At 59.1% G+C, this 23,630-nt stretch carries 18 protein-coding genes and 4 tRNA genes; 14 read left to right on the top strand and 8 right to left on the bottom strand.

Annotated features, from left to right (window positions below):
* Positions 1–66 precede the first annotated feature (66 nt).
* Complete coding sequence (locus RAE21_RS04525; RefSeq protein WP_313880335.1) at positions 67–1,704, top strand: diguanylate cyclase; 1,638 nt, start codon at positions 67–69, stop codon at positions 1,702–1,704.
* Positions 1,705–1,725: 21 nt separating this feature from the next.
* On the opposite strand, the gene RAE21_RS04530 is transcribed toward RAE21_RS04525, so the two are convergent.
* The 4 genes from RAE21_RS04530 to RAE21_RS04545 are packed head-to-tail and all read right to left on the bottom strand — an operon-like array spanning position 1,726 to position 4,073.
* Positions 1,726–2,367, bottom strand: a complete 642-nt coding sequence (locus RAE21_RS04530; RefSeq protein WP_313880336.1) for a LysE family translocator — start codon at positions 2,365–2,367, stop codon at positions 1,726–1,728.
* Positions 2,368–2,381: 14 nt separating this feature from the next.
* A complete protein-coding gene (locus tag RAE21_RS04535; protein ID WP_428983971.1) occupies positions 2,382–2,588 on the bottom strand; it encodes a SlyX family protein in 207 nt (68 codons plus the stop codon).
* Positions 2,589–2,639: 51 nt separating this feature from the next.
* Positions 2,640–3,743, bottom strand: a complete 1,104-nt coding sequence (hemH, locus tag RAE21_RS04540; protein ID WP_313880337.1) for a ferrochelatase — start codon at positions 3,741–3,743, stop codon at positions 2,640–2,642.
* Positions 3,744–3,770: 27 nt separating this feature from the next.
* Positions 3,771–4,073 (bottom strand): helix-turn-helix domain-containing protein, encoded by a 303-nt coding sequence (locus RAE21_RS04545; protein WP_313880338.1) that lies wholly within the window; start codon positions 4,071–4,073, stop codon positions 3,771–3,773.
* A 129-nt stretch (positions 4,074–4,202) separates the two neighbouring features.
* Between RAE21_RS04545 and RAE21_RS04550 the strand changes: the two genes are divergently transcribed.
* Positions 4,203–4,910 (top strand): HAD family hydrolase, encoded by a 708-nt coding sequence (locus RAE21_RS04550; RefSeq protein WP_313880339.1) that lies wholly within the window; start codon positions 4,203–4,205, stop codon positions 4,908–4,910.
* On the opposite strand, the gene RAE21_RS04555 is transcribed toward RAE21_RS04550, so the two are convergent.
* The 4 genes from RAE21_RS04555 to hpnC are packed head-to-tail and all read right to left on the bottom strand — an operon-like array spanning position 4,888 to position 10,345.
* Positions 4,888–7,278, bottom strand: a complete 2,391-nt coding sequence (locus RAE21_RS04555; protein ID WP_313880340.1) for a penicillin acylase family protein — start codon at positions 7,276–7,278, stop codon at positions 4,888–4,890. The genes RAE21_RS04550 and RAE21_RS04555 overlap by 23 nt on opposite strands.
* 33 nt (positions 7,279–7,311) lie before the next feature.
* Positions 7,312–8,619, bottom strand: a complete 1,308-nt coding sequence (hpnE, locus tag RAE21_RS04560) for a hydroxysqualene dehydroxylase HpnE (RefSeq protein WP_313880341.1) — start codon at positions 8,617–8,619, stop codon at positions 7,312–7,314.
* The gene (hpnD, locus tag RAE21_RS04565) at positions 8,616–9,455 is read right to left on the bottom strand and encodes a presqualene diphosphate synthase HpnD (protein WP_313880342.1); all 840 of its coding nucleotides are present in this window, start codon (positions 9,453–9,455) and stop codon (positions 8,616–8,618) included. Before hpnD ends, hpnE begins: the two co-directional genes overlap by 4 nt.
* 14 nt (positions 9,456–9,469) lie before the next feature.
* Positions 9,470–10,345, bottom strand: a complete 876-nt coding sequence (hpnC, locus tag RAE21_RS04570) for a squalene synthase HpnC (RefSeq protein WP_428983972.1) — start codon at positions 10,343–10,345, stop codon at positions 9,470–9,472.
* A 152-nt stretch (positions 10,346–10,497) separates the two neighbouring features.
* Here hpnC and RAE21_RS04575 point away from each other — a divergent pair, with 152 nt between their 5' ends.
* The 12 genes from RAE21_RS04575 to RAE21_RS04630 all read left to right on the top strand — a co-directional run bounded on the left by RAE21_RS04575 (position 10,498) and on the right by RAE21_RS04630 (position 23,555).
* The gene (locus tag RAE21_RS04575; RefSeq protein ID WP_313880344.1) at positions 10,498–11,667 is read left to right on the top strand and encodes an efflux RND transporter periplasmic adaptor subunit; all 1,170 of its coding nucleotides are present in this window, start codon (positions 10,498–10,500) and stop codon (positions 11,665–11,667) included.
* Positions 11,668–11,674: 7 nt separating this feature from the next.
* A complete protein-coding gene (locus RAE21_RS04580; protein WP_313880345.1) occupies positions 11,675–14,821 on the top strand; it encodes an efflux RND transporter permease subunit in 3,147 nt (1,048 codons plus the stop codon).
* Positions 14,822–14,932: 111 nt separating this feature from the next.
* Positions 14,933–15,017: transfer RNA gene (locus tag RAE21_RS04585), tRNA-Leu, on the top strand.
* A gap of 67 nt (positions 15,018–15,084) precedes the next feature.
* On the top strand, positions 15,085–16,395 hold the full coding sequence (gene tig, locus RAE21_RS04590; protein ID WP_313880346.1) for a trigger factor: 1,311 nt from the start codon (positions 15,085–15,087) through the stop codon (positions 16,393–16,395).
* Between the two features lie 135 nt (positions 16,396–16,530).
* A complete protein-coding gene (gene clpP, locus RAE21_RS04595) occupies positions 16,531–17,160 on the top strand; it encodes an ATP-dependent Clp endopeptidase proteolytic subunit ClpP (protein ID WP_255413700.1) in 630 nt (209 codons plus the stop codon).
* A gap of 102 nt (positions 17,161–17,262) precedes the next feature.
* Positions 17,263–18,528 carry an ATP-dependent Clp protease ATP-binding subunit ClpX gene (gene clpX / locus RAE21_RS04600; protein WP_313880347.1) on the top strand — a complete coding sequence of 422 codons (1,266 nt, stop codon included), beginning with the start codon at positions 17,263–17,265 and terminating at the stop codon, positions 18,526–18,528.
* Positions 18,529–18,676: 148 nt separating this feature from the next.
* Complete coding sequence (gene lon / locus RAE21_RS04605; protein WP_313880348.1) at positions 18,677–21,112, top strand: endopeptidase La; 2,436 nt, start codon at positions 18,677–18,679, stop codon at positions 21,110–21,112.
* Positions 21,113–21,187: 75 nt separating this feature from the next.
* Positions 21,188–21,263, top strand: a tRNA-Gly gene (locus tag RAE21_RS04610).
* Between the two features lie 66 nt (positions 21,264–21,329).
* Positions 21,330–21,403, top strand: a tRNA-Cys gene (locus RAE21_RS04615).
* 70 nt (positions 21,404–21,473) lie between these two features.
* Positions 21,474–21,566: transfer RNA gene (locus tag RAE21_RS04620), tRNA-Leu, on the top strand.
* Positions 21,567–21,581: 15 nt separating this feature from the next.
* On the top strand, positions 21,582–22,208 hold the full coding sequence (locus RAE21_RS04625; RefSeq protein WP_313873330.1) for a DUF6806 family protein: 627 nt from the start codon (positions 21,582–21,584) through the stop codon (positions 22,206–22,208).
* 111 nt (positions 22,209–22,319) lie between these two features.
* Positions 22,320–23,555: an HD-GYP domain-containing protein gene (locus tag RAE21_RS04630; protein WP_313880349.1), complete on the top strand. Its 1,236-nt coding sequence runs from the start codon at positions 22,320–22,322 to the stop codon at positions 23,553–23,555.
* Positions 23,556–23,630: the final 75 nt, after the last annotated feature.

Raw genomic sequence — 23,630 nt, forward strand, 5'->3', positions numbered from 1 at the left:
CGTTCGGGTGATGACAGCGCCGGTGCGTCCGCCTAACCTGTGGGGTTGATTACTTGTCTCTCCCCCATGCCCGACGCGCCGCTTTTGTCCTCTGAGCCGACCCACGTCACCCTGCTTTTCCAAGCACAGGCTGCCTTGACGCGCGGCGACGTGGACTTCAGCCAGACGCTTTCCAAAAGCGCACTGCTGCACGCCCAGCGGCAGAACGACGCCGCGGGCCAGGCCCGCGCCCTTTTGTACCTTGCGCAGGGAGACCGTCAGCTCTCGCACCTGCGCCGTGCCCGTGAGACGGCGGAGCGCGCCGCCCAGATGTTCCAAACCCACGGGGACGCCGCTGGCGAGGCTGAGGCCCTGACCACTTTAGCCAATGTGCTGAGCCTGATGGGCCACAGCGCTGATGGCTTGGAGGCCGCCATGCTGGCCTTGAAGCTCAGCCAGTCCAGCCCAGCCAGCCATCCGCTTGCAGAAGCTATGGCCTGCAACTACCTCGGCGTTGCCTATGCCTGCAGCCAGAGTTTTGACAATGCGGCCGATTTGCTGGAGCGCTCGGTCCGGATGTTTGAAGCCCAGGGCCTGTGGGCTGAATCCTGCTTGCCGCGCTACCACCAGCGGTATGCCGAAATGCACCGCTGTTTTCTGGACCGGTATTACCACGGCACTTTTTTGTCGCTGGACCGGTTGACGCAGATTGCCGCGCTGCCCGAACAAGTCACCTCGCAACCCGGGAGTGTGCGTTCCTTGCTGTGCCCCTATCGCAAAACCCGCGCGCTGCTGGACCTGACACATGCATTTGAGCTGTGCTGGCAGGGCGATCTGGACGAGGCCAGCCGCCGGGCTGACACGATTTCGGCCAGCGTGGCCAAGGGCATGCGCCAACCGGCGGTGATCTTGCTTGAGATGTGGCTGAGGACCGAAATTGCATGGGCCGCCGAGGATTGGATGTCGGCCGAGGCCCATGCCCAGCGCTTGCTGCAATCTGCGGCGCGGGCTGAAAACGAGCACCTGCGGGCCACTGCGTATTTGCTGTTGATTCAGATCTACTCTGCCCAGGGCAAAGACCTCCAGGCACAAGCGCAGCAACGGCTCTGGAAAATGCAGGAAATGCACCTTCGCAAAGAGGCCTTGCACAGCCGCGAAGAGCGTGTGGAATGGCAAATGCGGGTGCGGGCAGACCGCCAAGCCAGCCGCCACTTGGAAGAAAAAACGCGCCATTTGGAGCGGCTGGCCATGCAAGATGCCCTGACTGGCCTGTACAACCGCCGGTATTTAGAGCAAATCGTGCCGGCTTTGCTCAGCGATGCCACTGAGCGCCAGCGTGCCCCAGCCTTGGTGTTTGTCGATATCGACCACTTCAAGCAAATCAACGATCGCTTTTCCCATTTGGTAGGTGACGAAGTGCTCAGGACCGTGGGGCGGATTCTGGGTGGCTTTGTGCGGGAAGGCGATGTGTCCGTCCGGCTCGGGGGCGATGAGTTCGTGGTCCTCTTCAGCCACGTGGAGGCGCAGAGCACCACCTCGGTGGTCGCGCGTATCCACAAAGCGGTGAACGAATTTGACTGGCACAGTGTGCACCCGGGGCTGAGCGTCTCAGCCAGCGCTGGGCTTGCACTGGCCGATAGCCAAGACACCCTTGCCAGTTGGCTCCACCGCTGCGATCTGCAGATGTATGTGGAGAAAGACTCGCGCTACCAAGACCTCGCTTGAGGTGCGGCAGCGCGCGTTGATCTAGCTTTTGGCCGCCGCCATCAGTGCTGCGAAGCCCACGAAAACGCCGCCGGTCAGGCGGTTAAAAGCGCGCATCACAGTGGCGCGGCGCAGGTAGGTCGAGAGCTGCTTTCCACTGGCTGCATACACAAAGTACCACGCGACTTCGACGACAGCAAAAGTCCCCAACAGAATCGCGAACTGGGTGAGTTGCGCCGCTTCAGGGTTCAGAAATTGGGGGAAGAAAGCAGCCGCAAACAAAATGGCTTTGGGGTTGCTGGCCGCCACTAGGGCGCCCTGGCGGTAATGGCTCCAGAGGCTGGTGCCTGCGCTGACTGCCGGGGTTTTGGAGTCATTTGCGGTGTCTTCCGCATCCTCTACCGGCGAGCGCCAGCATTGCACGCCCAGGTAGGCCAGATAAGCCGCGCCTGCCAAACGCAGCGTGTCAAACACGGCCGGGAATGCCTGCAACAGCGCACCTAAACCTGCGGCAGAGAGCCCCAGCATCAACATCAAAGAGGTCATGCATCCTGCCATGTTGACAATGGCTGCGCGCATGCCTTCACGGGCGCTGGTGCTCATGACCAACAGCATATTTGGGCCGGGCGTGCCCGACACCACAAACGTCATCATGACAAACAACCACCAAGTGTGAAGCGACATATCAGTTTCCAGAGTCAATAGTGGGGGGGCAGATCGTCACGCAGATTCCGCGCAACACCGGCATCCGGCGTCTGCTGCTTGAGATGGGTCACCTCCCGGATCAACAGCTCAATTTGCGCTTGTTGGCGGATGATGATGCTGTCGAGCTGGTCCACCGTGTCTTCGAGGTAGCTGGCCTTGATCTCCAGATCATGGAGGCGTTGTTCATTAAGGGCGTTCATTTCCATTGCTGTATTGGACACCATGCGGCGTCGCTTACCACGGCTGAACCCTCATTGTTTGGCGCCCAATGCCAGCGCAGCGGCGCGCGAGACCTGTTGGGCCGCGGTGTCGGGGGCTTCTTGGGTGCGCCAGCCGCTGAGGTGGGTTTCGGTAAGCTGGCAGAGTGCGGTGATCCACTCGGGGTCGTCGTTCAGGCAGGGGATGTAGTGAAACTCTTTGCCGCCTGCATGCAAAAACGCTTCGCGGGCTTCCATGTTGATTTCCTCGAGGGTTTCCAGGCAATCGCTGGTGAACCCGGGGCAGATCACATCTACCCGCTCCACACCGGCCTTGCCCATTTCAATCAAGGTAGGCTCGGTGTAGGGCTCCAGCCATTTGGCACGGCCCAGCCGGGACTGGAAAGTCACTTTGAACTGGTCTTTGGACAGGCCCAAAGCTTCGGACAGCAGCCGTGCGGTCTTGAAGCACTCGCAGTGGTAGATGTCGCCCAGGTGCAGGGTGCGCTCAGGCACGCCATGAAAACTCATCACCAGCTTGTCAGGCCGGCCATTGGCACGCCAGTAGCGCTGCACGCTGGCAGCCAGCGCGGCGATATAGCCACTGTGGTCGTGGTAGTGGTTGACAAAACGCAGCTCAGGAATCGAGCGGGTTTTCGAGGCCCAGGCGTAGACCGCATCAAACACACTGGCTGTCGTGGTGGCACTGTATTGCGGGTAGGCGGGCACGATCAGGACGCGGGTGACCCCGTCTGCCTTGAGGGCGGTTAGCTGGGAGGCAATATTGGTACTGCCGTAGCGCATGGCCCACGCCACCTTGACGTGGTGGTTGCGCTGGCCCAGCCAGCCCTGCAGCATTTTGGCCTGCCGCTCGGTCCAGACCTTGAGCGGCGAGCCCTCAGGCGTCCAAATGCTGGCGTACTTGGCGGCCGACTTGGCCGGCCGGAAGCGCAGGATGATGCCGTGCAGGATCAACAGCCACAGCAGCCGTGGAATCTCGACTACGCGGTGGTCACTCAAAAACTCGGCGAGATAGCGGCGCACAGCCGGGGTGGTGGGTTCATCCGGCGTACCCAGGTTACACAACAGCACGGCGTTGCGTGCGGGTTGACCGTGGGTGTACGAGGGCTCGGGAGCAAAGGGGGAGGGGAGTGCCATGAGAGAAATATTCGGTCGCGGTGAGTGTCAGTCGGCTTCGGTGCTGGAGGGCGGGGGCGTATCGCCGAGCTCTTTGTCTACCAATTGGAGTGTGGGGTGTTGCCCGGTGAGCAGCAAAAACATGGCAAATACCGGGCCCTGCATGTTGCGGTCATCGGTCGGGCTTTCCAGTGCTTGCCAGGTGCGGGACTGCAGGCCGCCGCGGCTTCCGGTTTGCAAGGAGTAGCCCAGCAGTTCAGCGGCCTGGGCCTGATTCAGGCCGGCTGCTAAGCGGGCGGCTTTGAGTTGTTCGCCCGTCGGGCTGGGCATATCAAGCGTGATGGCGGGCATGGGTGAGTGGGTCGTTAAAGCAACAGGCTTGATGGTAGCGCTCTGTGCGGCCCGGTGCGGTGCCGTTTGTGTGTACCCTCACAGCTTCCTCCGTTGTTTTGGCGGCTCCCGCGAGTCGCGCACTGCCCCATGCTGAATTTGAGCCGTATCCGCGCCATCACCCTTGATCTGGACGACACTTTGTGGCCCGTGTGGCCCGCGATTCACCGGGCCGAAGACCTGTTGCGCGAATGGCTCACAGCACACGCGCCCCGCACCGCCGTCATGTATGCCGATCCTCATCAGCGTCAGTTGTTGCGCGCGGATACCGAAGCGCAATGGGCAGACCAGGCCCATGACTTGAGCGTGCTGCGGCGTGAATCCATCCGGCTGGCCCTGCAACGCAGTGGCGATGACCCGGCCTTGGCAGAGCCTGCGTTTGAGGTGTTTTTTGATGCCCGCATGCAGGTAGAGCTGTTTGAGGATGCGATTCCTTTGCTCGACGCCATGGCGGCCCGTTGGCCGATCGTTGCTGTGAGCAATGGCAATGCGGATGTGCACCGCGTGGGCATTGGCCGCTACTTTGCGGCCAGTGTGAGCGCGCGGGATGCAGGCGTGGGCAAGCCGGACCCGCGTATTTTTGCAGCGGCCTGCGCATCGGTGGGCGTCAAAGCCGAAGAGGTATTACACATCGGGGATGACGCAGCACTGGACGTTTTGGGCGCTTTGGGTGTGGGCATGCAAACCGTGTGGGTGAACCGGGAGGAGCACCTTTGGTCTTTCGCCCAACACCCGCACGCCACCGTGGGCAGCCTGCGGGAGCTGCAAGACTTGCTTAGCGGGCCGGCCTCAACGTAAGAGTGCTTGCGGTGCGGGCGATTACGTCGGCTTCGTCCAGCCACATGCGCACGAACTCGCCCTTGGCGTATTTTTCAGCCTGATCGGCGTAATGCTTGTCGGGCCACACGCCGCTTTGGCCGAGCGGGTTGATGCCCACGGCTTTGCCTGCGTCCGCAAAATCAATCACCCGTCGCGTCGACGGGCCGGAGGTGACTGCCCAAGGGGCGGGACCCAGCGAGCCTGACAGGTTGTTTGGCGTTTCGCGGCCGCCAGGTACTTGAAAGGGCCCCACGTTAAAAATCTTGTCCAGTGGCTTTTGCCGGCCCAGCGGGTGCCCGTGGGTCAAGGTGTGGGCCACACCCCAGCGCCAGTCCAGGAGGCTGGTGCCATAGAGACCTTGCAGGTGCTTGAGGGTGTTGGACCAGGCGATACGGGTCGTCTCAAAGTGGCTTTCTTTGGCCGGCGTGCTGACATCGTCCCACCAGGGCGAATTGTTGTCCGCGACCAATAGTGGCAGGGCGAAGTCCAGAGCGCGAGTTTCCAGCAGGTTCGCAAACTGCACGGGGCCCAGTTCGTCGGCAAATGCAGCTTTGGCCAACTCGTACATCATTTGGGTAAATAGAGTGGCCGCAATACTGCCCTCGTCATAGGTGCCGTCCCAGTTGGTGAGGGGCTCCATAAAGGCTTTTTCGTTGGGGTCGGTGACGACCGCATTCATGGCCGGCAGGAGGTTGCGCAAAATGCGGGGGCCGTAGTTGTTGTTGACATCCAGCATCAGCTTGCGCGTCTCGACACTGGTCCACTTCATGTTGGGGGTGTTGAGCAGGGTATCGAGCCGTTGCGCCCGGTCCGGCAAGTTGTAGTAGCCGGGCACCGGTACACCGCTTTTGGGCAGGGGTTGGTGGTTGGCCGAAACAATGTAGCCGCGCGCCGGGTTCTCTTCCTGCGGGTTGAAGCGGAAGGCGTAAAAACCGGGTTTGTCCGCCTCGCCTTTGGCCGCATCCAGGATAAATGTCGGGTTCACGCCTTGCGGGCGCAAGGGCAGCTTGGCCGCGGCCCACCACCCGATGTCGCCCTCTGCGTTGGCCCACACAATGTTCAGGCCGGGCGCGTGGAGTTTGCTGGAGGCCTCTCGGGCCTTGTCCAAGGTGTCTGCACGGTTGAGCTCGTAAAAGCCCCGGATGGCCGGATTCTCGGTGGCGTAAAACGCCCACCACATGGAGATGGGTCGTGTTCCCAGGCTTTCTTTGAACGCATCGTTGATCACCGGCCCCTGTGGCGTGGTTCGCACCACCATGCGCTCCGGTGGCGCGCCCTTGACCTGGATCAGCTCGGTCCGGCTCACCATGTCGACCCAGTTGCCCTGGTGCCACACTTGTTGGGGGTTGTCGGGGTTGACCTGCTCGGCAATGAAGTCGACGTCGTCGTTCTGGAACATCGTCAAACTCCAGCCGAAGTCGTGGTTGTGACCCAGTAGCGCCATCGGGTTCAGGGCCTGAAAGTGCCCGAAAAGCTCAAACTCCGGCGTGCTCAGGTGCGCCTCGTACCACACGGACGGTGCAGAAAATGAGATGTGCGGGTCACCGGCCAGCATCGGGCTGCCCGATGCGGTGCGCCTGCCCGAGACGGCCCAGGCGTTACTCCCTTCGAGCAGCGGTATGCCGCCCAGCTCGCTGGCCTGCAGGCTCACACCGGCCACGCGTTGGAGGCTGTTCCATGCGTCGGGCGTCATGCCGGCGATCGGGGTCAATACGCCCTCGGGGTGCCAATCGACATCAAATGCCCGCAAATAGTCGGGCCCGAGCTTATCTCGGATGAAGGTCATGAGCGGTTCGGTCCGGAAGGCGGCGGCAAAGCTGTAGGCGAGGTACCCGCCCACGGCATAAGTGTCTTCGGGGGTGAATGGCTGTTGCGGGATACCCAGAATGTCAAACTCCAGCGGGGCGCGGTGGCTGTCTTGCCACTGGTTGATCCCGTCGATGTAGCTCAGCAGGGCCCGGCTTTCGGGCGCGTTGCGGTCCATGGCCGCCACCACTTTTTTGGCGTGTTCGCGCAGGCCCAGGGTGCGGAAGAGTTTGTCGACGTCCAGCAGTTTGGGGCCCAGCACTTCGGCCAACTCGCCGTTGGCTAGGCGCCTCACCATCTCCAGTTGAAATAGCCGGTCTTGCGCGTGCACATAGCCCAGGGCGCGGTATAGGTCAGCCTCGTTGTCTGCGGTGATGTGCGGAACGCCGCGCTCGTCATACCGGACGGTGACGTTTCCTTGCAGATTTTGCAGCTCCACCACGCCGCTGCGGACCGGTTGCTTTTTGTACAGGTACCAGCCGCCCACGCCGGCGACCGCCAGTAAAACCAGAGCAAGCAGGCCCGCCATGAGTTTGACCATGAATTTCAAATTCGTCTCCAAATACCGTGGATATCAGTCTATCGCTGCCAGCAGGCCCGCGGCCTCTGTGCCGCTACGCACCGCACCTTCCAGTGTGGCCGGGTAAGGCCCAGCCACATAGTCGCCGCAAGCCCACAAGCCGGGTGCAATCGTCGCTGGCGGGCGCTTGAGCGCGGGGGTGCAGGCAAAGGTAGCGCGCTTTTCGATCACGGTTTGCACCGCTACCAATTCCAAGCCCAGTTGGGCGCGGGCTTGGGCCAGCACTTGTTGTTCGATGGTGTCTTTGTCGCCGCTGCTGGCGCTGACCACAAACGCCAAGAGGCCGTGGGTGCCGTCGAGCTGGCCGCGGTCAAACACAAACTGGGCAGGGCAGGCGGCATCGCTGCGCAAAGCGACCATGGGGCGCGCCAGGCGGGCTGTTTCGCCATGGGCGTAGACGGTGGCAATCGATTCAAACTGCAGTGCACCCGCGGTAGCCGCCCAGGTGCGCAGATAGTTTGCTATGGTTTCGGTAGCATCTTGCGCAGATTCCATGAGGGCTGAGGCCGCATTTGATGATGAAGTGGCCCAGATCACTGCGTCAAACACTTCCCCGTTGAGCTGCCAGCGGCCGGCAGTACCCGGGGCGGTGGCCTCCAAGCGCGTGACGCGCACGCCAGTGCGGACCTCTCCGCCGTTGGCCTGCAGCCAAGTGGATGCGGTGGCCGGGAACAGGCGCGCCATGTCGGTGGTGGGCAGCAGCAGGTTGGAACTGCCGCGCCCGCCGAATAAGGAGTCGCGCAGTACTGTCAGGAACACTTGGCCGCAGGCTCGGTCCGCAGGCGTATTGAGCGCCGAGACGCACAAGGGGTCAATCAAGGTGGACTGGACGGTGGGGCTGACTTGGCGGCACAAGTCGGCCACCGTGGTGCCGGGCGCGCAGCGAAAGCGACTTATCTGCCAGCCGATGGACGCCCGCACCAGACTCCAGCGATCCGCCCAGGTCCAGCCCTGCGCGGTGGCAATACCGGCCACTGCATCCCAGGGGCTGGGCCACAGGGGCAGCGCGATGCCCGCACCATCAGGATGGCGCAGGTCTAGCGGCAGGCGCTTGAGGCAGGTCGCGGGGTCGGCGCCCACGGAGCGCATCAACTCCAGTGTGCGGGTATAAGCGCCGATCAGGATGTGTTGGCCGTTGTCCAGCACCACCGGCGTGCCGTCTGGCAAGGTGCCCTGGAGTGCCCTAGCCCTCCCACCGACTGCGCGAGATGCTTCAAAAACAATAGCATGGTGTCCGGCACGTATCGCCGTGACCGCAGCCGCCATCCCGGCCCAGCCGGCGCCGACGATGGCTACCCTCATAGGCGGCCGAGGGCCTGCACCTTCCAAGCGAGCCAGAACTTGCGCAGCGGGGTGAGGCTGACGCGTTGGTGCAGCACCTGGAAGTTGTCACGCTCAATCTCGGTGAGCAGGGCGCGGTAGATGCTGGCCATCATCAGGCCGGGCTTTTGGGCACGGCGGTCGGCAGCGGGCAGCAGGGCCAGTGCCTCGTCGTACAGGCCTTGGGCGCGCTGGGCTTGAAACTTCATCAGCGCCACAAAGCGGTCGGAGTAGGTGCGTTTCAGGATTTCGTGCGCCTTCACATCGAACTGCTGCAGTTCGTTGACCGGCAGGTAGATGCGGCCGCGCATCGCGTCTTCGCCCACATCGCGCAGGATGTTGGTGAGCTGCAGGGCTTGGCCCAGCTTGTGGGCATATGAGGTGGTTTGCGGATCGGTCTGGCCGAAGATGCCGGCCGCCACTTCGCCCACCACGCCGGCCACCAAGTGGCAGTAGCGCTGCAGGCCGGGGTAGTCGAGGTAGCGGGTTTGCTCCAGGTCCATCTGGCAGCCGTCAATCACCGCCAGCAGGTGCCGGGCTTCGATGGTGTAGGTGGTGGCGTGGGGCATCAGCGCCTTCATCACCGGATGGGTGGGGCTGCCCTTGAAGGATTGCTGCACCTCATTGCGCCACCAGGCGAGTTTGGTGGCAGCCACACCGGCATCGACCATGTCGTCCACCACATCGTCCACCTCGCGGCAGAAGGCATAAAAGGCGGTAATGGCGGCACGGCGCGGGGCGGGCAGAAAAAGAAAGGCGTAGTAAAAGCTGCTGCCGGAGGCGGCGGCTTTTTCCTGGACGTATTGCTCTGGTGTCATGGGCGGTATTGTCGCTACATCCACACCGCGCGCCACAGCATGACGCCATAGTCCCACGCATGGAGTTTGGGGCGGCGCTGGAGGGTGGCGTGGTCTAGTGCAGCAATCTTGTCCAGAATCCGGAGTCCGCCTTGGACTACGAGCCTGAGCTCCCAGCCGGCACGTCCGGGCAGGCGGTGCACCAATTCCATGCCATTTTGCATATGAGCCCTTGCAGTGCTTGCGCATGCTGCTATCAATTTGCGAGTGTTTTCGCTGTCTTTTTGCGCCAAGATGTCGGCTTGCTTGACGCCGAAGCGCACACATTCGTCGTGGGGAAGGTAAAAGCGGCCCCGCGGAATGTCGGTGCTCAGGTCTTGCCAGAAGTTGATCAGTTGCAGGGCCGAGCAGATGTCGTCGCTCATGGCCAGCGAGTGGGCGTCTTGCACGCCATAGAGGTGTAGCAAAAGGCGGCCTACCGGGTTGGCAGAGCGGCTGCAGTAGTTCAGCAGCTCGGTGTGGCTGCGGTAGCCGGTGCCTGCACGGGTTTTCTCGATGTCTTGGACAAACGCGTCTAACAGCGCGTGCAAGAGCGGATCGGGCAAGGCATGCGCCCGGCGCTGCACAAGCAAGGGGCCGAAGACCTGGGGCCAGCGGGCGGAGGCTTGCGGGGATTCGCTCAGGCCGGTGCGAAACAGCGCCAACTCCGCCAGGCGCTCATCGGGTGTGGCATGGCCCTCATCGGCGATGTCGTCTGCGGTCCGGGCAAAGTGGTAGATGGCCGCGATCGGCGGGCGCAGGTGAGGGGGGCACAGCACCGAGGCCACCGGGAAATTTTCGTAGTGGGTGATGGGCTGGGCGGCCGCGGGCGGTGCAGTGGCGGGGTCTGGCAGGGAAGACATGGGCGGCATTGTGCCTTCCGCACGGCGCGGCGGCGGTGCTGGCTTCTTCGCTAACGGCTTGACAAAGGTCCATGTGCCGCTTAAATTACTAACCAACTGGTCATTAACTTCGTGCGCGGGGTTGGGGCCTCTCCGTTTCAACCTTACCCCACCCTGTCACCATGTCTCCACGATTCATCCTGAAAGCGACGCCGGTTTTGCTCAGTGCCCTGTTGCTGGCCGCGTGTTCCAAACCTGCGCCTCCTGAGGAACCCGTTCGCGCCGTCAAGTTGATGACGGTAGGGGCGGGCAGCATTCAGTCAAGCTTGGAGTTTTCTGCCGATGTGCGCGCCCGCGTGGAATCGCGCCTGGGCTTCCGGGTGGGTGGCAAGGTGGTGCGCCGTGCGGTCGATCTCGGCCAAACGGTCAAAGCGGGTCAAGTGATCGCCCAGCTCGATCCCCAAGATTACAAACTCGCAGCGGATGCCGCCCGCGCGCAAGTGGCTGCGGCACAAACCAACCGCGACCTCGCGGCTGCCGACTACAAGCGCTACAAGGAGTTGCGCGACCAGAACTTCATCAGTGGTGCGGAGCTAGAGCGCCGCGATACCGCGCTCAAAGCAGCCCAAGCCCAGCTGGAACAAGCGCAAGCCCAGCTCAATAGCCAGGGCAATCAAGCCGGCTACACCACGCTGGTGGCAGATGTGTCCGGTGTCGTGACCGCAGTGACTGCCGAGGTCGGCCAGGTGGTGGCGGCCGGCACGCCGGTGGTGCAGATTGCCCAAGACGGCCCGCGCGATGTGGTGTTCTCGGTGCCGGAAGACAAGGTGGCCATGATCAAGACCGGCTCCAAGGTGGAGGTCCGTGTCTGGGCCAGCAAAACGGTGGTGGAGGGCACGGTGCGCGAAGTCGCGGCCAGCGCCGACCCGGTGACCCGCACCTTCACGGTCAAGGTGGCGCTGGATGGAAAAGACGCTTTGCCCCTGGGGACTACGGTGTCGGTCGTGCCCAAGTCGCTCGATCGTGGCGCGGTGCAGGTCATCAAGCTGCCAACCACCGCCTTGCTGAAGTCCGGTTCAGGCAGCAGTGTTTGGGTGCTGGATACCGCCAGCATGACGGTGAAGTCCCAGCCGGTGGTGGTAGCCACGGCCGACGGGAACGATGCGGTCATTACCCAGGGCCTGACCCCGGGCATGCAAGTGGTGGTTGCAGGTGTGCATGTGCTGTCGCCCGGCCAGAAGGTCACTATTTATCAGCCAAAAGGTGCTGTAGCGCCCGTAGTGTCTACGCCAGCAGCTATGGATTCTGTAGCGCCCGCTGCTGCTGCCGCCAGTGCAGCTGTGGCCAAGTGAGGCGTCCATGATGCAAGAACCTAGCAAGGGGTTTAACCTCTCCAAATGGGCGCTGGAGCATTCGGCGCTGACCCGCTACCTCATGATCGTGCTCATGCTCTTGGGGGCTGCGGCCTACTTTCAGCTCGGGCAGGATGAAGACCCGCCCTTTACTTTCCGCGCCATGGTGGTCCGCACCTATTGGCCGGGGGCAACGGCCCAGCAGGTGGCCGAGCAGGTCACCGATAAGCTGGAGCGCACCCTGCAAGAGGTGCAGTACGCCGACAAAATCCGCAGCTACTCCAAGCCCGGCGAGTCGCAGATCATTTTCCAGATCAAAGACTCCAGCAAGGGCAGCGAGGTGCCCAACGTCTGGTACAGCGTGCGCAAAAAGATCGGCGACATGCGTGGCACCCTGCCCCAAGGCGTGGTGGGCCCATTCTTTAACGACGACTTCGGCGATGTGTATGGCGTGATCTACGCGCTGGAAGGCGAAGGCTTTAACTACGCGGAACTCAAAACGCTGGCCGACGATGTGCGCCAGCGCCTGTTGCGGGTGCCGGACGTGGCCAAAGTGGAGTTGTTCGGCGCGCAAGACGAAAAGCTGTACATCGAGATCTCGCAAAAGCGCTTGGCCCAGTTAGGCCTGGACTTCAACCAGGTGCTGGCCCAGCTCGGCCAGCAGAACGCGGTGGAGTCTGCAGGTGCGGTGCAAACCCCCTTGGATGTGGTGCAAGTGCGGGTGGGTGGCCAGTTCAATGCGGTGCAGCAATTGGCAGACATGCCGATTCGCGGCGCCAGCGGCAACCAGTTCCGCCTCAAAGACATTGCCACGATCGGCAAAGGCTATGTGGATCCGCCGTCCGTGAAAGTGCACCACCAGGGCAAAGAGGTGATTGCGCTCGGGGTGTCCATGGCCAAGGGCGGCGACATCATTGCGCTGGGCCATGCGCTGGAGAAGACGTTTGTCGGTATCGAGAAAACGCTCCCGGCGGGTATCAAGCTGGTGCAGTTGCAAGACCAGCCTAAATCGGTATCGAGCTCGGTGAACGAGTTCGTCAAGGTGCTGATCGAAGCGGTGGTGATTGTGCTGGCGGTGAGCTTTATTGCGCTGGGTCTGCACACCAAGGCCGGACAGCCTTTCTGGAAGCGCTGGACGCTGGATGTGCGCCCCGGCCTGGTGGTGGGCATCACCATTCCACTCGTCTTGGCCGTGACCTTTTTGGGCATGTACTACTGGGGCATCGGCTTGCACAAGATTTCGCTGGGCTCGCTCATCATTGCGCTGGGCCTGCTGGTAGATGACGCGATCATTGCGGTGGAAATGATGGTCCGCAAGATGGAAGAGGGCTACGACAAGGTGCGGGCCGCGACCTTTGCCTACGAAGTCACCGCCATGCCGATGCTGACCGGTACGCTGATCACCGCCGTGGGCTTTCTGCCTATCGGTATGGCCAAGTCAGTGACCGGCGAGTACACCTACGCGATTTTTGCGGTGACAGTGCTGGCCTTGATTTTGAGCTGGTTTGTGTCGGTGTACTTTGTGCCCTATCTGGGAACCCTGCTACTCAAGAGTCACGACCAACACGGTGGTGAATCGGCACACCAAGAGCACTTTGACACGCCGTTCTACAACACCTTCCGCCGCACGGTGAACGGGTGTGTACAGCACCGGTGGATGACGATTGGCGGGACGATTCTGGTGTTCGCACTCGGTATTGTGGGCATGGGCAAGGTGCAGCAGCAGTTCTTCCCGGATTCAAGCCGTCCCGAGGTCTTGGTGGATATCTGGTTCCCGGAAGGGACCTCCTTTGCCAATAACCAGGCTGTGACCCAACGGGTGGAAGCCCGCCTGATGCAAGAGCCCGGCGTGTCGGCGGTAAGCACCTGGATCGGGTCCGGCGTGCCCCGGTTCTACTTGCCACTGGACCAGGTGTTTCCGCAGACCAACGTGTCTCAGCTCATCATCATGCCGGTGGACTTGAAGGTGCGTGAGTCTTTGCGTGTGAAGCTTCCGGCCTTGCTGGCAGCAGAGTTTCCCGAGGTGCGGGGCCGCGTCAAGCTTCTGCCGAACGGGCCACCGGTGCCTTACCCGGTGCAATTCCGCGTGGTGGGCTCGGATCCTTTGGTTTTGCGCGATCGCGCAGACGAAGTAAAGGCCGTCATGCGCCAAAGCAGCAATACCCGCGGTGTGAACGACAACTGGAATGAGTCGGTCAAAGTGCTCCGCCTGGAGGTGGATCAGGACAAAGCACGCGCCTTGGGCGTTAGCAGCCAGAGCATTGCGCAAGCAGCCAAAACCCTGTCCACGGGCACCACAGTCGGGCAGTACCGCGAAGGCGACAAGCTGATAGACATTGTGTTGCGCCAGCCTTTGGACGAGCGCAATGCCATCACCGATATTGCCAACGCGTATCTGCCGACGAGCAGCGGCAAGTCGATCCCGATTACCCAAATTGCCAAGCCGGTATTCACTTGGGAGCCCGGCGTGATGTGGCGCGAAAACCGCGACTACGCCATCACCGTGCAAAGCGATATGGTCGAAGGCCTGCAAGGCGCCACTGTGACTGCCGAACTGCAGCCCAAGATGAAAGAGCTGGAAGCGCAATGGGCCGCCAAGGGCATCAATGGCTATCGTATTGAAGTGGCTGGTGCTGTTGAGGAGAGTTCCAAAGGTTCGGCGTCCATCGTGGCCGGTGTGCCTGTGATGTTGTTCTTGACGTTCACCTTGTTGATGCTGCAATTGCAGAGCTTTAGCCGGTCGTTGCTGGTGTTCATTACCGGTCCCTTGGGTATTGCCGGTGTGGCCGGCGCCCTCATTGTTATGGGGCGGCCCTTTGGTTTTGTTGCGTTGCTGGGCGTGATTGCCCTGATGGGAATGATCCAGCGCAACTCGGTGATCCTGATCGACCAGATTGAGCAGGACAGGGCGGCGGGCATTCCGGCGTGGGATGCGATTGTCGAGTCTGCAGTGCGACGGTTACGTCCCATTGTGCTCACCGCTGCGGCGGCTGTGCTGGCCATGATTCCGCTGTCTCGCTCGGTTTTCTGGGGGCCGATGGCCGTGGCGATCATGGGCGGCCTTATCGTGGCTACGGTCCTGACATTGCTGGCTTTGCCCGCCATGTATGCCGCGTGGTTCCGGGTAAAACGCGAGAATCCTGCGCTGACCTGAAAGTGGGGCCCGCTTGCAGGTTAAAATAGCGGGCTTACCGATTTCAAACGGGTGGCCGGGGTGTTGTGAGCAATGTTCACAAATGAGTCCGGCTCCCGAGTTTTGTTTTTTGCGCGGGTGGCGAAATTGGTAGACGCACCAGGTTTAGGTCCTGACGGTGGCAACACTGTGGGGGTTCGAGTCCCCCCGCGCACCAACTTAGAAATGCATCGATGCGATGCCCGCAGGTGAAAGTCCTGCCAATCAAACATTAGGAGTAGACGATGGCCGTTACTGTAGAGACTCTGGAGAAGCTGGAGCGCAAGATCACGCTGACACTGCCTGTGGGCGTGATCCAGACCGAAGTTGACAGCCGTCTGCGCAAGTTGGCGCGCACCGTCAAGATGGACGGTTTCCGTCCAGGCAAGGTGCCGATGAACGTGGTTTCTCAGCGTTACGGCTACTCGGTTCACTACGAAGTGATGAACGACAAAGTGGGCGAGGCATTTGCCACTGCCGCTAACGAAGCCAAGCTGCGCGTTGCTGGCCAGCCCAAGATTTCTGAAAGCGAAACTTCGCCCGAAGGCCAAATGGCTTTTGATGCGATTTTCGAAGTTTTTCCAGAAGTCAAAATTGCTGACTTGGCGGGTGCCGAAGTTGAAAAGCTGACTGCCGATGTGACCGACGAAGCCATCGACAAGACCATCGAAATTTTGCGCAAGCAGCGTCGTACCTTTGCGCAGCGCGCACAGGACACCGCAGCTCAAGACACAGACCGCGTGACGGTGGATTTTGAAGGCAAGATCGACGGCGAACCTTTCGCCGGCGGCAAGGCTTCTGACTTCCAGTTCATTCTGGGCGATGGCCAGATGCTGAAGGAATTTGAAGACGCAACCCGTGGCATGAAGTCCGGCGAAAGCAAGACTTTCCCCTTGGCTTTCCCTGCGGACTACCACGGTAAAGACGTGGCTGGCAAGACAGCCGACTTCCTGGTCACCCTGAAGAAGCTCGAAGCCGCCAATCTGCCTGAAGTCAATGCAGACTTGGCCAAGTCCTTGGGTATCGCAGAAGGCACCGTGGAGGCGCTGCGCGCTGACATCCGCAAGAACCTGGAGCGTGAAGTCAAGCACCGCTTGCTGGCTCGTAACAAGCAAGCTGCGATGGACGCATTGGTCGCCAAGGCCGAGCTCGATTTGCCCAAGTCCAGCGTGCAAGCCGAGTTGGACCGCATGGTCGAAAGTGCCCGTGCAGACCTCAAGCAGCGTGGTATCAAGGATGCGGACAAGGCTCCAATTCCTGACGAGATCTTCCGTCCCCAAGCCGAGCGTCGCGTGCGTTTGGGTCTGGTAGTCGCTGAATTGGTTCGCTCCAATGACCTGGCCGCCAAGCCTGAGCAAATCAAGGCCCACGTCGAAGAACTGGCAGCCAGCTACGAGAAGCCAGCCGACGTGATCCGTTGGTACTACGGCGACAACCGTCGCATGGCAGAAGTCGAGGCAGTTGTGATTGAAAACAACGTGACTGAGTACATCTTGGCCAAGGCCAAAGTGACTGACAAGGCTGTGTCCTTCGACGAATTGATGGGCCAGAACTAAGGTCAGGCGCAGGCGCATTCTGTGCGTCGCAGCGAAATGGGGCTTGCGCGGGACTTGCAGTCCTGCGGCTAAGCCCCATTTGCTTTTTGGGCTTGTCTTTTTCGGTACAGTTACCCCCTATATTTTGGAGAGCTTATGAACGTCAAATACGGAATGTCCGGCGCAATGGAAACCCAGGCTTTGGGTATGGTGCCCATGGTCATCGAGCAATCGGGACGTGGCGAGCGTTCATACGACATCTATTCCCGTCTGCTCAAAGAGCGCGTTATTTTTCTGGTCGGACCGGTCAATGACCAGACTGCCAACTTGGTAGTGGCGCAGTTGCTGTTCCTGGAAAGCGAGAATCCAGACAAGGATATTTCTTTCTACATCAACTCCCCGGGCGGCTCGGTGAGCGCCGGTATGGCGATCTATGACACCATGAATTTCATCAAGCCTGACGTGTCCACCTTGTGCACCGGCATGGCGGCGAGCATGGGTGCCTTCCTGTTGGCCGCTGGTGCCAAAGGCAAGCGCTTCTCTTTGCCCAATTCCAAGGTCATGATCCATCAGCCTTTGGGTGGAACCCAGGGCCAAGCCACTGAAATCGAGATTCACGCCCGCGAGATTTTGAAGACCCGCGAGCAGTTGAACAAGATTTTGGCCGAGCGTACCGGTCAGCCCTTGGAGAAGATTGAGCGTGATACAGAGCGTGACTACTACCTGTCGGCAGACGAGGCCAAGGAATACGGCCTGGTCGATCAAGTGATCGCCAAGCGCCCCTGATACGGCCGGCGCAGTTCCCTCCAAGACGGTGCCTCTCCTGCGGAGATGCACCGTTTTCATTTGGTTATCATTGCTTAACTTAGCGAAAAAAGGCACACATCCATGGCCGAGAAAAAAGGCTCAACCAGCGAAAAAACCCTGTACTGCTCTTTTTGCGGGAAGAGTCAGCATGAGGTGAAGAAACTCATTGCTGGACCGTCTGTCTTTGTGTGCGACGAATGCATTGACCTTTGCAATGAAATCATCCGTGATGAGTTGCCAGCTACGACCGAGAACAAAGAGTCGAAGTCTGATCTGCCCACTCCAGCAGATATCAAAGCCAACCTCGACAACTATGTCATTGGTCAAGAGCCGGCAAAGCGCACCTTGGCAGTGGCGGTTTACAACCACTACAAACGTCTGAAGCACAAAGAGAAGGCAAAGAAAGACGACGTCGAACTTGCCAAAAGCAATATCTTGTTGATTGGACCTACGGGGTCAGGCAAGACGTTGCTGGCGCAAACGCTCGCTCGTATGTTGGATGTGCCTTTTGTAATGGCTGACGCTACCACGCTCACCGAAGCCGGCTATGTCGGTGAGGACGTTGAAAACATCGTGTTGAAGTTGCTGCAAAGCTGCAATTACGACGTCGAACGGGCACAGCGTGGCATCGTATACATCGATGAAATCGACAAGATTTCCCGCAAGTCGGACAACCCTTCGATTACGCGAGATGTGTCGGGTGAAGGCGTCCAGCAAGCGCTGCTGAAGCTGATTGAAGGCACCATGGCGAGTGTCCCTCCTCAGGGCGGGCGCAAGCATCCGAACCAGGATTTTGTGCAAATTGACACGACCAACATCCTGTTCATTTGTGGCGGCGCGTTTGCAGGGCTGGAAAAAGTGATCGGTAACCGGACAGAGTCTTCGGGTATCGGCTTCGGAGCATCAGTGAAGAGCAAGCAGCAGCGTTCTTTGACTGAGGTGTTCAAGGAAGTTGAGCCTGAAGATCTGATCAAGTTTGGTTTGATTCCAGAGTTGGTGGGGCGCATGCCCGTGGTGGCGACGCTCGCGGAACTGACGGAAGATGCCTTGGTTCAGATTTTGACTGAGCCTAAAAATGCGCTGGTCAAGCAATATGCCAAGCTCCTAGCCATGGAAGGTGCTGAGTTGGAAATCCGTCCTGCGGCATTGAAAGCGATTGCCAAGCGTGCATTGGTGCGTAAAACCGGTGCCCGTGGTCTGCGCTCTATTCTGGAGCAATCGTTGATCAACACCATGTACGAACTGCCTAATGCCGGTAACGTAGAGCGCGTCGTAGTCGATGAATCGACCATTGAAGAGAATAAACCTCCGCTGATGGTCTACCGCGAAACTGCCAAAAAGGCATAAACCGGAATCTGTCCCCATTCATCCGATAAGCGAGGTGTTTGGGGGCATTCAAGACCGCTCGGTGTGAGCAATGCGTTTTCATAATGGGCTCGTACTTGTAATCCGGGCAATCCGGTCCATATTCAACAGGTAACGTAAAGGTTTTCCTATGTCTGGCCATATTCCCTTGCCTGCTACCCCCCTAGAACTTCCCCTGCTGCCTTTGCGGGATGTCGTGGTGTTCCCGCACATGGTGATCCCTTTGTTTGTAGGGCGCCCGAAAAGCATCAAAGCACTCGAGGCTGCGATGGAGGCAGAGCGCCGCATCATGCTGGTGGCCCAGAAAGCGGCTGCCAAAGACGATCCGTTAGTGTCGGATATGTTCGATGTGGGCTGTGTGTCCACTATTTTGCAGATGCTGAAGCTGCCCGACGGCACCGTCAAAGTGCTGGTGGAAGGCCATCAACGCGCTACGGTAAACAGCATTGCCGAAGGTGAGTCCCACTTCACCGCCAACATCACCCCCATAGAGATGCCTGCGGCAGTGACAGACGCCAGCCGCAAAGCCGGCAGTGAGGTAGAGGCACTGCGCCGCGCGGTGATGCAGCAGTTTGACCAATACGTCAAGCTCAACAAAAAAATTCCGCCCGAAATACTCACGTCGATTTCCAGCATCGATGACCCGGGGCGTCTGGCTGACACGATTGCGGCTCATCTCCCGTTAAAGCTCGATAGCAAGCAAGCCATTTTGGGTTTGCCGGAGGTCAAGGATCGTTTGGAGAGTTTGTTCGAGCAAATCGAGCATGAGGTCGACATCTTGAATGTGGACAAGAAGATCCGCGGCCGGGTCAAGCGGCAAATGGAGAAAAACCAGCGGGATTTCTACCTGAACGAGCAGGTCAAAGCCATCCAAAAGGAGCTGGGAGAAGGCGAAGACGGTGCGGATATCGAAGAGATCGAGAAGAAGATCAAATCGGCAAAGATGCCGAAAGAAGCCCTGAAGAAAGCAGAGGCTGAGCTCAAAAAGCTCAAGCTGATGTCGCCTATGTCTGCAGAGGCCACGGTAGTCCGGAACTACATCGAGGTCTTGACAGGTTTGCCTTGGTCTGCAAAGACAAAGATCAAGCACAACCTGCTCAATGCAGAGAATGTGCTGAACGAAGACCACTATGGTCTCGACAAGGTCAAGGACCGCATTCTGGAATATCTCGCAGTTCAGCAACGGGTCGACAAGGTCAAGGCGCCCATTTTGTGCTTGGTAGGCCCTCCCGGCGTCGGTAAAACCTCGCTGGGGCAGAGTATTGCGAAAGCAACAGGGCGTAAGTACGTTCGTATGGCCTTGGGTGGCATGCGTGACGAAGCTGAAATCCGCGGTCACCGTCGGACATATATCGGTGCGATGCCCGGGAAAGTCCTGCAAAGCCTGTCCAAAGTCGGAACCCGCAATCCCTTGTTCTTGCTGGACGAGATTGACAAGTTGGGCACGGACTTCCGCGGTGACCCGAGTAGCGCGTTGCTGGAGGTGCTGGATCCTGAGCAAAACAGCAAATTTGGCGATCACTATGTCGAAGTGGACTACGACTTGAGTGACGTGATGTTTGTCGCGACGTCAAACTCCATGAACATTCCTCCGGCTCTGCTGGACCGAATGGAAGTTATCCGACTGTCGGGCTATACCGAAGACGAAAAGACCAACATTGCCATCACTTATCTGCTGCCAAAGCAGATGAAGAACAATGGTGTCAAAGACGCCGAGCTTTCGGTGGCCGAGAGTGCGGTACGCGACATCGTCCGGTATTACACCCGTGAAGCCGGGGTGCGCTCTTTGGAACGCGAACTCTCCAAGATTTGCCGCAAGGTGGTAAAGGGTCTTCTGCTGAAGAAGATGGAAGCACAAGTCGTCGTAACCGCTGACAACTTGAACGATTTTCTAGGTGTCCGACGTTACACCTACGGTCGAGCCGAAGAGCAAGACCAAGTGGGTCAAGTGGTCGGTCTTGCCTGGACGGAGGTCGGTGGCGATTTGTTGACGATCGAGGCTGCACTGACACCTGGGAAGGGCATCATCACCAGGACAGGTTCACTGGGTGACGTTATGAAGGAGTCTGTGGAAGCCGCTCGCACGGTGGTTCGCAGCCGGGCGCGCAGGTTGGGCATCAAGGATGAAACGTTTGAGAAAAAAGACATTCACATTCATGTGCCGGATGGAGCAACCCCCAAGGACGGGCCGAGCGCCGGAGCTGCCATGGCGACTGCCTTTGTTTCTGCGTTGACCGGTATTCCCGTCCGCGGTGATGTTGCCATGACAGGCGAGATCACGCTTCGCGGCGAGGTGACGGAGATCGGCGGCTTAAAAGAAAAGCTGCTCGCTGCACTGCGCGGCGGCATCAAGACCGTCCTGATTCCAGAGCAGAACGCCAAAGATTTGCAGGATATTCCCGCGAATGTCAAAGACGGTTTGGAGATCGTGCCCGTGCGGTGGATTGATAAGGTCCTTGAGTTGGCCTTGGTGTCTCAACCGGTGCCACTTCCGGATGAAGAGCCTGTGCCCCCTGCGGTTGCGGAAGTGTCAAAGGATGTCCTGGCAACTCCGGTGAAGCATTGAAGGCAATTCGTCTTTAAAAAGTTTTCAGTTTTGAACTTGGCGTAAAAAATCACGCTATAATTTGAGGCTTGAAACGCGGGAATAGCTCAGTTGGTAGAGCGCAACCTTGCCAAGGTTGAGGTCGAGAGTTCGAGACTCTTTTCCCGCTCCAATTCCGAAAAAGGGAAGCACAAGCTTCCCTTTTTTATTCTGTTGCTAGCCAGCAGATTCGGTTAGTGGCGCGGTAGCAAAGCGGTTATGCCCCGGATTGCAAATCCGGTTAGTCCGGTTCGACTCCGGACCGCGCCTCCAGATTTATCTGGTCAAAATGCCCTGTCAGCCCCGGTTGGTAGGGCATTTTTGTTTGACAATAGACACCCGTGCCTGAGTGGTGAAATAGGTAGACACATCGGACTTAAAATCCGCCGCTTCGTGAATAACGGGCGTACCGGTTCGATTCCGGTCTCAGGCACCATTTCATTCAAGTCTTATGTCACGATTCAACGCCTCGTTCGAAATTCACGTCCACGGCCAAGTCGTGTTGCGGCCGGAGGTCACCTACCTCCAACTCCAAGATGCTCTCAAGCCACTTTGGCGTTACGCGGGTTCGAAGTCACTCGCCGATGCTGCGAAGAGCAGCTACGAGGACGAGCCCGGCATTCATCTCAATCCGCACGAACATATTTTGCAAATGTGCTGGACGGTCCCTGGCGAGGATGATTTTCGGCAGACGCTGGACGAGGTGTGCATGAATCTGAATGACCTCGCCTCGGCCGGCGCGGCCATCGAGGTTACTTTTTATGATGCGGAGTTCGACGAGGAAGAGGGCGCGCCCGGCTCCGAGTCGAGAGATGATTTTGTGATGCTATTTGTGGGGCCGGACCCTGCGGCCATCATGCAAGTTCAGCGTGACATTCTCGTGCAGGACATGGTCAATTTGATGGAGCGTCATTTTGATGGCGCTGAATTGGGCGGTGTCGTTTCTGAAATCGACAAGTTGTTTGCCCAGCGGTTCGATGACCTCGTGAATTCTTTGGAAATCGGGAAACCGCCCCGCGGCTCGGGAGGCTCGTCCTCTGGTCATGGTGGCGGCAGAAAACCACGGCACCTGCATTAACAGGCCACGCTACAGGCTCTGGGTGCGGTACATCCACACAGCAGTGAGACTGTATTTGGTACCTAAATTCCCCAACTGAATTCGCTGGAAAGCGGTAGGCTATGGGTTCCTATGCTAAAAAAAATTACAGTCGATCAGTTGGTTATTGGCATGCATCTGAAAGAGTTTTGCGGCTCTTGGATGGATCATCCCTTTTGGCGCACCGGGTTTGTTATTACCGATCCCAAGGACTTGGCCACGATCCGCGCGAGTGCCATCCGGGAAGTATGGATTGACTGCAGCAAAGGACTGGATGTTCCGGCCGGAGAGTCGGTCGTCTCTGAAGTCGAGACTGAAGAAGCAGTAGATGCTGAGCTCCAAGAGGAAGTCGCCGTGCACAGGGACATTGCACCGGTGTCTGCTCAACAGGAGCTAGCCCGGGCCGCGAAGATATGCAACCAGTCGCGCGCTGCTGTCCTGTCGATGTTCGAAGAAGCCCGCATGGGCAAGACGGTGGACAGTGGCGGTGCAAAGCAGCTCGTACAAGAGATTGCTGATTCGGTGTCGCGCAATCCGGGTGCCTTGATCAGCTTGGCTCGCCTTAAGACCGCCGATGACTACACCTACATGCACTCGGTGGCGGTTTGCGCAATGATGGTGGCTTTGGCCAAACAGCTCGGCTTGAATGAAGAGGAAACCCGCTCCGCTGGCCTTGCCGGCCTGATGCACGACCTTGGCAAGGCAGCCATGCCCATGAGCGTGTTGAACAAGCCGGGCAAGCTGACTGAGGCAGAGTTTTCTATCATCAAAACGCATCCCGAAGAGGGCTATCGCTTACTGCAAAATGGTGGCGGGGCCGATCCGGTGGTGATGGATGTATGTCTTCACCATCACGAAAAAATGGATGGATCTGGTTATCCGCATGGTCTCAAAGGCGATGAAATCAGCCTTTTTGCAAAAATGGGAGCCGTGTGTGATGTGTACGACGCCATTACTTCCAACCGTCCCTACAAAGCGGGGTGGGATCCCGCTGAGTCACTTCGAAAAATGGCGGAGTGGGCGAGTGGGCACTTTGACGGCAAAGTGTTTCAAGCGTTTGTGAAGAGCCTTGGTATCTATCCGATCGGCTCCCTGGTAAGGCTTAGCTCCGGGCGCTTAGGGGTGGTGGTCGAGCAAACAGCCAAATCGTTGACAACCCCTTGCGTGAAGGTTTTCTACTCAACCAAGTCCCAAATGCGCATCCTGCCAGAGGTTGTTGATCTGTCGAGGCCCGGGACTACCGAGAAGATTGTGAGCAGAGAAGAGCCTGCCAAATGGAAGTTCGCTGATCTGGATGAGCTCTGGTCGGGAACATCAGGGAACTACTGAGAATTACGTAGTTTCGATGCCTAGCGCTGGCAAATATTGCGGGTCTTGCTATCAATAACAGAGCGCGGCGGTTGC

This window comes from Rhodoferax potami (assembly GCF_032193765.1).
GTDB lineage: Bacteria > Pseudomonadota > Gammaproteobacteria > Burkholderiales > Burkholderiaceae_C > Allorhodoferax > Allorhodoferax potami.

Excerpts from the sequence above, each read along its gene's own strand:
- tig (WP_313880346.1), top strand. The coding sequence starts at position 15,085 with ATGGCCGTTACTGTAGAGACTCTGGAGAAGCTGGAGCGCAAGATCACG.
- RAE21_RS04625 (WP_313873330.1), top strand. The coding sequence starts at position 21,582 with ATGTCACGATTCAACGCCTCGTTCGAAATTCACGTCCACGGCCAAGTC.
- hpnD (WP_313880342.1), bottom strand. The coding sequence starts at position 9,455 with ATGACACCAGAGCAATACGTCCAGGAAAAAGCCGCCGCCTCCGGCAGC.
- RAE21_RS04535 (WP_428983971.1), bottom strand. The coding sequence starts at position 2,588 with ATGAACGCCCTTAATGAACAACGCCTCCATGATCTGGAGATCAAGGCC.
- hemH (WP_313880337.1), bottom strand. The coding sequence starts at position 3,743 with ATGGCACTCCCCTCCCCCTTTGCTCCCGAGCCCTCGTACACCCACGGT.
- RAE21_RS04575 (WP_313880344.1), top strand. The coding sequence starts at position 10,498 with ATGTCTCCACGATTCATCCTGAAAGCGACGCCGGTTTTGCTCAGTGCC.
- RAE21_RS04550 (WP_313880339.1), top strand. The coding sequence starts at position 4,203 with ATGCTGAATTTGAGCCGTATCCGCGCCATCACCCTTGATCTGGACGAC.
- clpP (WP_255413700.1), top strand. The coding sequence starts at position 16,531 with ATGAACGTCAAATACGGAATGTCCGGCGCAATGGAAACCCAGGCTTTG.
- RAE21_RS04630 (WP_313880349.1), top strand. The coding sequence starts at position 22,320 with ATGCTAAAAAAAATTACAGTCGATCAGTTGGTTATTGGCATGCATCTG.
- RAE21_RS04530 (WP_313880336.1), bottom strand. The coding sequence starts at position 2,367 with ATGTCGCTTCACACTTGGTGGTTGTTTGTCATGATGACGTTTGTGGTG.
- lon (WP_313880348.1), top strand. The coding sequence starts at position 18,677 with ATGTCTGGCCATATTCCCTTGCCTGCTACCCCCCTAGAACTTCCCCTG.
- RAE21_RS04525 (WP_313880335.1), top strand. The coding sequence starts at position 67 with ATGCCCGACGCGCCGCTTTTGTCCTCTGAGCCGACCCACGTCACCCTG.
- hpnE (WP_313880341.1), bottom strand. The coding sequence starts at position 8,619 with ATGAGGGTAGCCATCGTCGGCGCCGGCTGGGCCGGGATGGCGGCTGCG.
- RAE21_RS04580 (WP_313880345.1), top strand. The coding sequence starts at position 11,675 with ATGATGCAAGAACCTAGCAAGGGGTTTAACCTCTCCAAATGGGCGCTG.
- clpX (WP_313880347.1), top strand. The coding sequence starts at position 17,263 with ATGGCCGAGAAAAAAGGCTCAACCAGCGAAAAAACCCTGTACTGCTCT.
- hpnC (WP_428983972.1), bottom strand. The coding sequence starts at position 10,345 with ATGCCGCCCATGTCTTCCCTGCCAGACCCCGCCACTGCACCGCCCGCG.
- RAE21_RS04545 (WP_313880338.1), bottom strand. The coding sequence starts at position 4,073 with ATGCCCGCCATCACGCTTGATATGCCCAGCCCGACGGGCGAACAACTC.
- RAE21_RS04555 (WP_313880340.1), bottom strand. The coding sequence starts at position 7,278 with ATGGTCAAACTCATGGCGGGCCTGCTTGCTCTGGTTTTACTGGCGGTC.